Origin of the sequence: Chitinophaga agrisoli (assembly GCF_008386695.1) — a bacterium.
GTDB classification, from domain to species: Bacteria; Bacteroidota; Bacteroidia; order Chitinophagales; family Chitinophagaceae; genus Chitinophaga; species Chitinophaga agrisoli.
Map to the genome: position 1 here is coordinate 1,786,585 of NZ_VUOC01000001.1, position 12,900 is coordinate 1,799,484.

Below are 12,900 nucleotides of genomic sequence, written 5' to 3' on the forward strand. Positions count from 1 at the left end.
CTTAGGTCATGAGTAAATTCTCCGGTTATAACTTTAATGGCAAAAAAGCGCTGATCCGCGTGGATTTTAACGTTCCCCTGAACGACAAATTCGAGATCACGGACGATACCCGTATGCGCGCAGCCGTGCCTACCATCAAAAAGATCCTGAATGATGGCGGCGCCGTTATATTAATGTCCCACCTAGGCCGTCCCAAAGATGGCCCTACTAATAAATACTCCCTCAAGCACCTGGTATTCCACCTGGTAAGCCTGCTGGGCGGCGGTACCGTTAAGTTCGCGGAAGACTGCATTGGTCCGGAAGCGGAGAAAGCGGCGGCCAACCTGCAAATGGGCGAAGTGCTGCTGCTGGAGAACCTGCGCTTCCACAAAGAGGAAGAAAAAGGTGACGCCGGCTTTGCACAGGAACTGGCTAAACTGGGCGATGTGTATGTGAATGACGCCTTCGGTACAGCCCACCGCGCCCACGCCTCTACGGCCGTGATCGCACAGTACTATCCTAAAGACGCCCGCATGTTTGGCCTGCTCATGGAAGCAGAGGTAGGCAATGCGGAAAAAGTGATGCACAGCGCAGAACGTCCCTTCACCGCTATCTTGGGCGGCGCTAAGGTGAGCGATAAGATCCTGATCATCGAAAACCTGATGGAAAGGGCCAACAACATCATCATCGGTGGCGGTATGGCATACACTTTCCTCAAAGCCCAGGGCAAAGAGATCGGTAACTCCCTCTGCGAAAATGATAAGCTGGACCTGGCCAACGAGCTGCTGGCAAAGGCAAAAGCTAAAGGCGTAGCGCTGTTACTGCCCGTAGACTCCGTAGCCGCGGATAAGTTTGCGGCGGATGCTAATACGCAGGTAGTGTCTAACGATAATATCCCCGCTGGCTGGATGGGCCTGGATATCGGAGAAAAATCCGTACAGCTGTTCAGCGATGTGATCGCGCAGTCTAAGACCATCCTGTGGAATGGTCCTATGGGCGTGTTCGAGATGGAAGCCTTCCAGGGCGGCACTAAAGCGGTGGCAAACGCTATCGTGAAAGCCACCTCCCAGGGCGCTTTCTCACTGGTAGGCGGCGGCGACTCTGTTGCGGCGGTGAACCAGTTTGGCCTGGCAGATAAAGTAAGCTATGTATCCACCGGCGGTGGCGCTATGCTAGAGTACTTTGAAGGAAAAGAACTGCCCGGTATCACTGCTGTAAACGCATAAACGGTAAAAATATAATTGGCGGATCAGGATCGCTTCGGTGCTGGTCCGTAATGCATTACGCCCTCCGGACAAACCGGGGGGCTTTTTTATGCCCCTTTGCCGCCTGACACATCCGTAGCAGAAAACCGGAGTTTATTTGTATTTTGGATTACTATGAAACGGATCTTCGGGCACCTCTATTTCCAGGTTATTATTGCAATCATATTAGGTATTCTGGCTGGCATGTTATTCCCCGGCATTGCCCCCACGGCTAAGCTGATCAGCGATGGTTTTATTAACCTCATCAAAATGCTCATCGCCCCCATCATCTTCCTCACCATTGTATTGGGCATTGCCCGCATGGGCGATATGAAGAAGGTAGGCCGGGTAGGAGGGAAGGCCCTGCTGTACTTTGAGATCGTTACCACCCTGGCCATCATTATAGGCCTGGTAGTGGCCAATTGGGTAAAACCCGGACATGGCGTGGCTTTTAAACATGTGGATGTAGCCGCCGTGACCAAAATAGAGCAAGCCGCGGAAGGTATGAACTGGGCAGATTTTTTCCTCCATATCATCCCCTCCAACGTATTCGATTCTTTTGCCAAAGGCGATATCCTGCAGGTGCTGGTATTCGCCATCCTCTTTGGATACGGCGTTTCCCGCATGAAGGAGGCCGGCGTTCCGCTGTTGAACACCCTCGAAAGGATAGCACAGGTGTTCTTCAATATCCTGAAAGTCATTATGAAGCTGGCGCCCCTGGGCGCTTTTGGCGGCATGGCCTTTACCATTGGCAATTTTGGCTTACGTGCATTACAACCCCTGGCCATGCTTATGGGCTGCGTATACCTGACCATGTTCCTGTTCATCTTTCTTGTATTGGGCGCTATTGCCCGCTTTTACCGTTTCAGCCTCTGGAAATACCTGCGCTTTGTGCGTAATGAAATACTGCTGGTACTGGGTACTTCCTCTTCAGAATCCGCCCTGCCGGGTATGATGGAACGCCTGGAGGAGCTGGGCTGCTCCCGCTCCGTAGTAGGCCTGGTCATACCCGCCGGTTATTCCTTTAACCTGGATGGTACCAGTATTTACCTGTCCATGTCCGTTATTTTCCTGGCCCAGGTATTTGGGGTGGATCTGAGCCTGGCGCAGGAGATCACCATCATAGGCATCCTGGTCATTACCTCCAAAGGCGCTGCGGGCATTACCGGCAGCGGTTTTATCGTACTGGCTTCCACCCTCACTGTTATTAAGGTAATACCGGTAGAAGGGTTGGCCATCCTCATTGGCGTAGACCGCTTTATGTCAGAGGCCAGGGCCATCACTAACCTGATAGGCAACGGCGTGGCCACCATCGTAGTGGCCAAAAGCGAAAAGGAATTTGACGAAGCAAAGTACAAGGCGGCTGTCGGCCTCTAGCATTTTTCGTATCTTGCTGGCTGGTACCGTCCCGCCAGCATCAACCAACATGTAAAACGAAGAGTGTGAAAGAAAACAGACTGTTTGCATATGTCCCTATGTACGTATGGAAATTACGTAAGATCATCCTTTCATTGCTTTGCATTTTACTGCTTACACAACCTCTTTTTGCCCAGGAACCGCATATTTCCTACTCCTTCTCCCATCTGAATATACAGAATGGCCTGGCCAGTAACCATGTATCCGCTATCCTGCAGGATAGGAAAGGTTTTATATGGATAGCCAGCACCGCCCTGCAACGGTATGATGGCAGCAACCTGCTCACCGTTGCTAATCTCGATAAAGTGCCCGGCACCATCTATTATGATGATATCTGTCTTTGCGAAGACCGTAAAGGCCGTATCTGGATGGGCGCTCCGGATAATATCCGCATCTACGATCCTAATACCAATGCCGTTAAAGCCCTTAAAGTGGATATCCCGCCCGGCGCCCAGGGTAACCTGCAATGCAGCCACATTGTAGAAGACCATACCGGCGTTATATGGGCCACCACCCAGGAGGGGCTGCTGCGTTATGATGATAGCAGCCATAGCTTTGAAAAAGCCACCTTTATCCCGGAGGCGCAGCGCCTGCAAATGAATAGCGCTATTATCGAAGACCAGGATGGCGGCCTGTGGATCAGCGGCACCCACGGTATTTTTCTGCTGGATCGTGATCGCAAACACGTCTATAATGCAGACCATAACCCGGACCAACTCCCCATCTTCCGCATAGGTAATAGCGTACGCCGGTTCTTTATAGATTACCGGCGGCGTATGTGGATCGCCTCCCGCGGCGCAGGGCTGTACTGTTACGATCCTGTCACTAAAAAACTGGAGGTGCTGGGCCTGGGCGATGTATACGCCATCACCGCAGACCTGGACCATAATATCTGGGTGGCTTCGGAAAACGACGGTATTTTCCGCTATGATAACGAGCTGCAGGAGTTTAACGTGAACATCCGCGCGGAGAATGCGGATGACCAGGGGCTGCACTACGATTTCGAATCTAACTGCTTCCTTACAGACCGCGAGGGCCACCTGTGGATAGGTACAGATAAGGGCGTGAACATCCTGAGCCTGCACAACCGCACCTTCCGGATGATGGACCACCGCACCGTCTTTAACGGCACCTCCCTCTGCCTGCCCCGGGCAGAGGTCACCGATCTTTTCCAGACCCGCAGTGGAGATATATTTGCCGGCTACTGGGGACAGGGCTTTAGCTGGTTCAGCAGCCGCCTGGGCCTCAAACATAATTTTATACATGGTGCTGGCGATTCTGCCTATACCCTCCCGGAAATGCGCGGCCTGGTCTGGAGTTTTTCAGAACTGCAGAACGGGCATGTGCTGGTAGGACAGGAGAATGGTTACCTCTCAGAATTTGATCCCCAGCAAGGGCGCTTCGTAGGGCACTATACCTCGGATGCTTTCCAGGAGCAAACCCTCATGAACATGTATGTGGAAAGTGATACCGCAGTATGGGTCGGCCTCTACAAAAAAGGGCTGGCCCGCTGGAACCCGCATACAAAAAAAGCTTACGGTTATCCACAACTGCTGGAGAAGATCCACCGCCAGACCTCCGTAATGGACATCGCCAGCCAGGGCGATTCTATGCTGTGGCTCGCTACCAGCACCGCGGGCCTCCTCCTGTTCAATAAAGTGACCGGCCAGATGGTCACCCGGGAAAATTTCCGGCAGGATCAGCTAACCATTAACAATATTACCTGCCTATATAAGGCCGATGATACCACCCTCATAGCTGGTACAGATCACGGATTATGGGTATTCAATACCAACCGCCGCACCAAACAGCCCCTCAAGATCAACGGTATCCTGTTTAATGAATGGGTGCTGTGTATGCGCCCGGATGGCGATGGGGCGCTGTGGTTCACCACGGAATACGGCTTTTACCGCTTTAACCGCAAGCTGTTTAACCTGGAAACATTTGTGCAGGGAGATGATATCATCGATAACAACCGCCGGGTGCGGCGCCGTATCCTGCAACTGCAGGATGGCCGTATGCTGGTAGGGGCTTCTGATCACTTTGTTGCCTTTGATCCCGCGGTGTTAAAAGTAGCGCCGCCCCCGCCGGATGTAAGTATATTGGGCCTCAAGGCCATGGACAGCACCATACAGATAGATGCCGCCATTGATGCACGCCAGCCCGTAACGCTCTCATACCGGCAGAACTTTCTCTCCATTGAGTTCAAAAGCCTGCAATACCACCACGAAAAGATCCGCTACTTCTACCAGCTGGATGGCCTGGATGAAGACTGGGTAAATGCGGAAGGGCTGCTGGTAGCAAAATATACCAACCTGCCTCCCGGTAATTATACATTTAAAGTACGCAGCGTGAACACGGCGGGCACCTTCTCTGCCCATACCACCGCCCTGCGCATCAACATAAAACCGGCTTTCTGGCAAACTACCTGGTTCAAGATCCTCTGCGGCCTGCTGGTTATTGCGTTGATCTACCTGTATTTCCGCCTGCGCATTTACCTTATCAAAAAAGAAGCCCGCCAAAGAACGCAGATGCAGCAACAGATGGCCCAGCTGGAAATGCGTGCCCTGCGGGCGCAAATGAACCCGCATTTCATCTTTAATGCGCTGAACTCCATTCAGACCTTTATGATGAAGAACGAAACGGAGCAGGCGCTTTCTTACCTTAACCGTTTTGCAAGACTGATCCGTAGCGTATTGGACCATTCGCAGCAAAATACCATCCCCATCTCTAAAGAGGTGAACATGCTGGAGAACTATATGGAGTTGGAAAAACTGCGTTTTGCAGACCAGTTTAACTATGAGATAGTCATAGATCCCGCCATAGATGCGGATTTTACGGAGATACCCACCATGATCATACAGCCCTTTATAGAAAATGCCATCTGGCATGGGCTGCTGCATAAAAAAGAACAAGGAAGGCTGCTGCTCACTTTTACAAAAATGCAGGACCGTATCCTGTGTACAATAGAAGATAATGGAATTGGCCGGGAAAAATCCGCAGCCCTCAAACAGATCAGCGGTTTCACACATTCCTCCCGCGGGCTGCAGATCACCCGCGACAGGTTATCCCTGTACAATAGCCGCTTTAATATGGATGCCTCTTTTGATTTTGAAGATATGGTAGACGAAGAAGGTCAGCCCAGTGGCACCAGGGTTAACTTATGGTTCCCGCTAGTAGAAGACTGATGACTATTCCTCTACTCTCACTACTGTCCCTGTCTTCGCATCCCATCGCCAGGGGTTATGCATTAACCGCAACCCGCCCAGCCAGCGGTGCTCTAGGGATACATAATCGGTATATTTTTCCTCGTTATTCAGCACTTCCCGCCCCAGGCTGGTAATAGACAGCATTACATCATGCTGTTCTATCATGCCCGCACGGCGCATCCGTTGTATATAGATGTCCAGCTGAAAATCGCCAAACCCATAGATCCTCATATCATCCCAGAACTGGGCATACAGATCGTACCATCGCAGGTCTGACATATAGATCTTACGCAGGAAATATGCCTGTATGGCATTCAGCCCGTTCTCTACAGAGGGTAGCCGTTGCAGGTGCGCCTGCAGCGCGGGCCCCAGGTAGATCAGATGCCCGGTAGGCCCCCGGCTAATGGTTTCCAGCGTAAGGGGGTCACCCTGGCAATAAGCCTTCCAGGCGCGGGCCGCCAGCTCCATATCGGCAGCCTCTAAATAAATACGTTGTTCAAATAAAGCAGGAAAATGATAGGGCATCAGTAAACCCAGGCCCCGGAAATCGGTCACTTCCGGGTGACTGTCAATAGATACCAGGCTTATTTTGGGTAAACGGATCACCTGCGTGCGCAGGTAATGCAATATAAACAGGAGATTGATCTGGCAAAACAGGTCAAATTCAAACCACAGTACCACCTCTTCATAATCGGAAGCGGTTTTCAACCTTTCCAGCTCTTTTACTACGTTGGCAAAGTAGGTCTGACGGTCAATGCCGTAATGGTATTCCAGGTGTTTGGACCGGGTCTCAAAAAAGGCGGCCATATCATCGGTATACTTTACCTTCCCTTCACACATCATTTCACGGCACACCACTATTTCTCCCGGCAGATCGCTCTGTCGGAATAAAGTCAATGTAGCATCGCCGTTAAGAACATGTAAGTAAGACATGGTTATGTTTTTTCAACAAATTCCGCCATCTACCAGCTTCCACTGGCGCCACCGCCGCCACCGGAGCCTCCTCCAAAGCCGCCAAATCCGCCGCCGCCGCCACCGGACCATCCGCCTCCGCTGCTTCTTCCAAATCCGCCACCCATCGGGATGCCACCCCAACCGCCCCAGCCTCTGCGGCTGATAGTGGTGCCACCGCCGCCACGCCGGTTGTTGATAATCGACAACACGATGATCGCTATAACAATCATCACAAAAATAGCGCCGCCCCCGCCGCCGCTGCTTTTAGCCTTTGGTATGGCAGTATATTCTCCCGCAGCAGCCTTTTCAATAGCATCTACTGCTTCGTCCAGCCCCTGATAATAATGGCCTTCCCGGAAACTGGGCGCTATGATCTGACCTATGATGCGGTTGGCAATCGCATCCGGCACTGCGCCCTCCAGGCCGTAACCCGTTTCTATCCGTATTTTGCGATCCTCAATAGCGGCAAGGATCACCAGACCGTTGTTCTTTTCTTTGGAACCGATGCCCCAGTCGCGTAATATTTTCAACGCTACCTCGCTAACATCATAATCTCCTGTGGTCTTAACAGTCACAATGGCGATCTGCGTGGAGGTGCTGTCGTTATAAGCTACCAGCTTATGCTCCAGCGCCTCTGCTTCTTCCCGCAGCAATATGCCGGCCATATCGTTTACCAGCCGGGGTGGGTTGGGCCGCGGCGGTATATCCTGTGCAAATACATGTAGTCCTGTAGTTAATAATAGGCATAACCATAGCCAGCAATATTTCCTCATAAATACGTACGGTTTTGAAAAATCCCTCATCTTCCCAGGATAATGTCATCCGGCAGCTCATTATCATCGCCGGAGGCATAGGGAAAATGCGTCTGCAACGATTCTCCGATTTCTTTGATACATGCTTCTATCCCTTCTACCACATGTTCCTGCTTAAAATGGTGTTTAAGCAGCGTCGCTTCCTTTTGCCAGAAATGATCACCTACTTTTTCATGGATGCCCTGGTCGCCCAGTATGGCAAACTGGTGATCCCGCAGCGCTATATATAATAACACCCCGTTACGTTGCCGCGTTTTCTCCATGCCAAGGGAAGAAAAGATCTCTTCCGCACGGTCCTTGGGATCTACATAAGCGCAACGGCTTTCTACATACAGCCTTATTTCACCGCTGGTAAGCCGCTCAGCGGAACGGATGGCCGCCACCAGGCGGCTTTTATCAGCTTCCGGTAAAAGCTCTTTTCTGTTAAAAGGAAATAGGCGCATAAGTGGAATATTAAAGGGTAAACCTTACAGCCGCCGCCTCCCATGCTTTGTAAGCCGCAGGGGAGGCAGCGCCCATAAAGACAATATATGTTAGAAACTAACTTTGGGAGCATTCTCCGCCCCTTTGTCCGCAGTAAAATAACCTTTCTGACCAAAGCCGCTGATACCGGCAATGATATTATTCGGGAACGTACGTACCGTGCTGTTGTAGCTGTTTACCGCCGTGTTAAAATCATTGCGGGCTACCGTAATACGGTTCTCTGTGCCTTCGAGCTGTGCCTGCAGGTCCCGGAAGTTCTGGTTGGCCTTCAGATCAGGATAGGCTTCCGCTACTGCCAGTAAACGGCCCAATGCGCCGCTCAGCTGGCCCTGCGCTGCCTGGAACTGCTGGATCTTTTCGGGAGACAGGTCATCCGCATTCACAGTCACTTGTGTGGCCTTGGCCCTGGCTTCTATCACCTGGGTAAGCGTGGTCTGCTCAAAATTGGCGGCGCCCTTTACCGTGCTCACCAGGTTGGGGATCAGATCCGACCGGCGTTGGTATTGGCTTTCTACGGCCCCCCATTTATTCTTAACATTCTCGTCCTTTCCTACCATGTTGTTATACTTGTTACAGCCAAACATGCCTAATAAGACAAGGACAACAATTACAATGATCCATTTTTTCATCTGAATAACAGTTTAGTTTTTATTTTCACATTAGAAGTTAATGCCTGTATGTATGGAGCTGGTTCTGTGTGTTTTAATAGCAGCTGTTGGACATGAGCCAACCAAACCTACACGAAATTACGGAAACCGCAAAAACATTCTCTTTATCAAAAAGACAAGTCCCGTTGAAAATTTAAGAACAAAAATCCTTCGTTTATCCATAATTTTGTCAAATAATTTTTTCCTCCTGATAGCTATTAGGTCTATATTAAACATAACAATGGGTTTATTGTTTGTAACTCATTTATTTTTATTAACTTAGAATCAAGTCTCCTTGAATGAGTGCGCAACACATCCATATTCTCTATATCGATGACGAGATACATAATCTGAATGCTTTTAAAGCGTCCTTCCGCAGGCTCTATACCGTTTTTACGGCAGCCTCCGCAGAAGATGCCGAAAAAGTGCTATCGGAGGAAGAAATTCACATCATTATTTCTGACCAGCGTATGCCAAAGATCACCGGCATAGAATTCTTCGAGTCCATCCTGGAAAAATATCCCGAGCCTATCCGCATCCTGCTTACCGGTTACGCAGATATCAATGCCGTAATAGACGCCATCAACAAAGGGCAGGTCTATAAATACTTCTCCAAGCCCTGGAATGAAGAAGAGCTGAAGCATAATATCGAAAAAGCGTTTGAAGTGTTCTCGCTCCGTAAGGAAAATAAGGAGCTAACGGCTAAACTGCTGGATGTGAATGAAAAGTTAGAATTCCTGCTCAGGCAAAAACTCATCTCCTGATCCACCATTCCATTATTTCTTCGCGTTAAAATGTACCGTGTTATCGTAGATATGATACTCCAGTTTCAGGGTATTGCATAACTGATCCAGGAAATCAGTCACCGGTTTATCCTTTTCCAGGCATCCTGTATAGGGCAGGGCTGCCATCGATTGCCGGTCGAAAGCTAATTTAAGACCAAACCAACGCTGTATAACAGGCGCCAGCTCCTGCAGCTCCTTATTGCGGAAACGGTACATGCCTTCCCGCCAGGAGAGCGTAATGGATTCATCAAAACGTTTCACCTTAAACCGTTCCCCGGTTCTGTAAATAGCCTCATAACCAGGCTTCAGCGTTACATCCAGCGTATCTCCTACGTCTGTCACCGCCGCGCCCTGCACCAATGAGGTAACGATCATGCTGGAGTCGTAGGAGTTAATATTGAACGCTGTGCCCAGCGCCCGTACAGAGGTATTGGGAGTATGTACAATAAAAGGTTGTTTGGCATTCTTGGCCACTATAAAATAAGCTTCCCCTTCCAGGTATACCTCGCGCGTTTTGCCCGGGAATATAAAGGGGAACCGTAACGTAGAGCTGGCGTTCAGATGCACTTCCGTACCATCTGCCAGCTCCAGCCGGTAATCCGTTTTAGGCGGTACCGTCAGCGTATTCCACTCCACAGCAATAGGCACATCCTCGGTGGCGGCCAGTTTGGGCTGTGTAGTGTCAGGCCCTATACGGATCGGGGTCTGCTGCGCGCTGTCTGTAAGCGTACCGCCATTCATGGCCAGGGACGCCTGTTTATGTTCGCCCGTACCTGGCAGTGGCGCTACCGCGCTGGCAGTACCGGCCATCGGCAGGTCAGGCGCCGCCGCCATCGTACCCGTAGGTGCATGGGCACGGTAACCGCCAAAATACCAGGCGGCAACGCCGGATGTAGTAAGGAAACAGGCAATAACAGCTGCTGCTGCACGGTGTTTTTTGAGGAATTGCACTACGCGCACGGGAAAAGAAGGAGCGGGTCGTATCAGGGCTTCTATTTTACACCACGCAAGATCCTCCCGGAGGTCGTCCAGGAAATCATTGTTGGTGGCAATCTTGGCGTGCTCAAGCTCCATCCAGCAGTTGCGTACGTGTTCATCATACTGCATTACCTGCTGCAGGTACTTATCATCGTCTTTACTGATCTCGCCTAATTGCTTCTCAAGCAGTAATTGGTAAATGTGTTCTTGGCTAAATTTCATATGATATGATCATAAGAAAAGTTCGATGTTTAACTACTATACCGGACGCGATTGATGTCTTCTAACGCCAGTTTCAGCTTATCAGACGGCATGCCGTCCAATGCGCTTAATACTTGTTTGCGAAGTTCCTGTTCCGTTGCATTCTCGTTGGGATGTGACAGGTATTTCTCGTCGCCGGTTTGATTTTTGGGCTCTTGCGCCAGAAGGTTTAGACAATCTAAATGAACTTGTTGATAAAGGAAACCACCTACAGACTGCTGTATATCATTATATAACTTTTGCTCCCAAATACGTATAAATGTGTATTGCACTGCATCCTGCGCTCGCTTCATATTACCCAGCATGGTATGCGCCTTCAGGCACAAAGGCTTATAGTATTTCAGGAAGAAATACTGGTACGCCTTTATATTACCTTGCTTTAATTCTGATAATATGGCCATATCATCAATACTGTTCATATCGTTGCTTTTTGCGATAATGTGGTAAAATTATGGGTGATCATCATCAGGAAGGTAACCCCGCCAGTTATAGGTGTTTGTTTAGTCCTTGGCACCATAATTTCCTATTAAAAGTTACAACAAAAAGTTAATTGTTGGTTAATAAAGTTAAATTATTCCACACGTGTTACACACTGTTTATAATCTGGTATTTAGGTATGTATTTTATTTATTAATGGTTTTATTAATGTTAATATGATAATGGTATTATTCACGCTTTATCTCACAATAGGCAAAAGTCCGCTACATACTTTTCCTTAAATTGCACCCCATTGAAACTTAATCTCCTGATTATGCAAGTTTGGAAAGATTACCAGGCACAACACAAAGACCGCTTCCTGGACGAATTACTGGCGCTGCTGCGCATCCCCTCCGTGAGCGCAGACTCCAGCTATGCTGGTGACGTGAAACTGTGCGCGGACGCCGTTAAACAACGCCTGCAGGAAGCCGGCGCTGATAACGTGGAAGTATGCCCCACCGCCGGCCACCCCATCGTGTACGGCGAAAAGATCATAGACCCCCAGCTGCCCACCGTACTGGTATATGGCCACTATGATGTGCAACCCGCCGATCCGCTGGAGCTCTGGCATAGCGGCCCCTTTGAGCCGGTGATCAAAGACGGTAAGATCTTTGCCCGCGGCAGCGCAGACGATAAAGGCCAGTTCTACATGCACGTAAAGGCCTTTGAGATCATGATCAGGACCAATACCCTGCCCTGCAACATAAAATTCATGATAGAAGGGGAGGAGGAAGTAGGCTCCGCCAACCTGGGCATCTTTGTAAAAGAAAACAAAGAACGCCTCCAGGCAGATGTAGTGCTGATCTCCGATACCGCCATGATCAGCCTCGAACATCCCTCCCTGGATACCGGCCTCCGTGGCCTGGCCTATATGGAAGTGGAAGTGACCGGCCCTAACCGCGACCTGCACAGCGGCGTATACGGCGGCGCCGTAGCCAACCCGGCTACCATCCTCGCCAAAATGATCGCCTCCCTGCACGATAAGAACAATCATATCACCATCCCCGGTTTTTATGATAAGGTGATCGGGCTGTCAGAAAAGGAAAGGGAAGCGCTTAACGAAGCGCCATTTGACAAAGCGGCCTATAAAGAAGACCTGGGTATCGATAAGCTCTGGGGCGAAAAGGGCTATACCACCATCGAGCGCACCGGCATCCGCCCTACGCTGGAAGTGAACGGTATCTGGGGCGGTTATACCGGCGAAGGCTCCAAGACCGTGCTGCCCTCCAAAGCATCCGCTAAAATATCCATGCGCCTGGTACCTAACCAGGACTGGCATGAGATATCAGACCTGTTCAAAGCCCATTTTGAAGAGATCGCGCCTAAATCCGTGAAAGTAAAGGTAACCGCCCACCATGGCGGCAGCCCGTATGTTACGCCTACGGATCATATAGCTTTCAAGGCGGCCAGCAAGGCCATCGAAAGCACCTTTGGCAAAGCGCCTATCCCCGTTCGCGGCGGCGGCAGCATCCCCATCGTGGCGCTGTTTGAACAGGAGCTGGGTTTAAAGACCATCCTGATGGGCTTTGGTCTGGATAGTGATAACCTGCACTCTCCCAACGAGAAGTACGGACTGGAAAATTTCTACAAAGGGATCGAGACCATTCCCTACTTCCACCTGCATTTTGCGGAGATGAGCAAAAAGTGAGTTAGAT

The 12,900-nt window shown here is 50.2% G+C and carries 11 protein-coding genes; 5 read left to right on the top strand and 6 right to left on the bottom strand.

The annotated features are described in order from the left end of the window. The first annotated feature begins 8 nt into the window (after nucleotides 1-8). From F0L74_RS07385 to F0L74_RS07395, 3 genes are all read left to right on the top strand, one after another. Complete coding sequence (locus F0L74_RS07385) at nucleotides 9-1,205, top strand: phosphoglycerate kinase (protein ID WP_149837154.1); 1,197 nt, start codon at nucleotides 9-11, stop codon at nucleotides 1,203-1,205. A gap of 153 nt (nucleotides 1,206-1,358) precedes the next feature. After that, nucleotides 1,359-2,600, top strand: coding sequence for a C4-dicarboxylate transporter DctA (gene dctA / locus F0L74_RS07390; protein WP_149837155.1), 1,242 nt, complete (start codon nucleotides 1,359-1,361; stop codon nucleotides 2,598-2,600). Between the two features lie 65 nt (nucleotides 2,601-2,665). Beyond that, a complete protein-coding gene (locus tag F0L74_RS07395) occupies nucleotides 2,666-5,827 on the top strand; it encodes a ligand-binding sensor domain-containing protein (protein WP_149837156.1) in 3,162 nt (1,053 codons plus the stop codon). Nucleotides 5,828-5,830: 3 nt separating this feature from the next. Here the strand turns inward: F0L74_RS07395 and F0L74_RS07400 are convergent, their stop codons facing one another. The 4 genes from F0L74_RS07400 to F0L74_RS07415 all read right to left on the bottom strand — a co-directional run bounded on the left by F0L74_RS07400 (nucleotide 5,831) and on the right by F0L74_RS07415 (nucleotide 8,726). Next, the gene (locus F0L74_RS07400) at nucleotides 5,831-6,781 is read right to left on the bottom strand and encodes a DUF1835 domain-containing protein (RefSeq protein ID WP_149837157.1); all 951 of its coding nucleotides are present in this window, start codon (nucleotides 6,779-6,781) and stop codon (nucleotides 5,831-5,833) included. A 29-nt stretch (nucleotides 6,782-6,810) separates the two neighbouring features. After that, a complete protein-coding gene (locus F0L74_RS07405; RefSeq protein WP_149837158.1) occupies nucleotides 6,811-7,575 on the bottom strand; it encodes a TPM domain-containing protein in 765 nt (254 codons plus the stop codon). A gap of 26 nt (nucleotides 7,576-7,601) precedes the next feature. Next, a complete protein-coding gene (locus tag F0L74_RS07410) occupies nucleotides 7,602-8,057 on the bottom strand; it encodes a TPM domain-containing protein (protein WP_149837159.1) in 456 nt (151 codons plus the stop codon). A gap of 90 nt (nucleotides 8,058-8,147) precedes the next feature. Then, nucleotides 8,148-8,726: a LemA family protein gene (locus F0L74_RS07415; RefSeq protein WP_149837160.1), complete on the bottom strand. Its 579-nt coding sequence runs from the start codon at nucleotides 8,724-8,726 to the stop codon at nucleotides 8,148-8,150. Nucleotides 8,727-9,043: 317 nt separating this feature from the next. Here F0L74_RS07415 and F0L74_RS07420 point away from each other — a divergent pair, with 317 nt between their 5' ends. Continuing rightward, nucleotides 9,044-9,508 carry a response regulator gene (locus F0L74_RS07420; protein ID WP_149837161.1) on the top strand — a complete coding sequence of 155 codons (465 nt, stop codon included), beginning with the start codon at nucleotides 9,044-9,046 and terminating at the stop codon, nucleotides 9,506-9,508. Nucleotides 9,509-9,520: 12 nt separating this feature from the next. Here F0L74_RS07420 and F0L74_RS07425 read toward each other — a convergent pair whose 3' ends face one another. Both F0L74_RS07425 and F0L74_RS07430 read right to left on the bottom strand, forming a co-directional pair. Then, nucleotides 9,521-10,729 (bottom strand): FecR family protein, encoded by a 1,209-nt coding sequence (locus F0L74_RS07425; RefSeq protein WP_149837162.1) that lies wholly within the window; start codon nucleotides 10,727-10,729, stop codon nucleotides 9,521-9,523. A 29-nt stretch (nucleotides 10,730-10,758) separates the two neighbouring features. Further along, nucleotides 10,759-11,187 (bottom strand): sigma-70 family RNA polymerase sigma factor, encoded by a 429-nt coding sequence (locus F0L74_RS07430; RefSeq protein ID WP_149837163.1) that lies wholly within the window; start codon nucleotides 11,185-11,187, stop codon nucleotides 10,759-10,761. A gap of 332 nt (nucleotides 11,188-11,519) precedes the next feature. Between F0L74_RS07430 and F0L74_RS07435 the strand changes: the two genes are divergently transcribed. Continuing rightward, entirely contained in the window at nucleotides 11,520-12,893 is a 1,374-nt protein-coding gene (locus F0L74_RS07435; RefSeq protein ID WP_149837164.1) for a dipeptidase, read from the top strand. The last annotated feature ends 7 nt before the right edge of the window (nucleotides 12,894-12,900 follow it).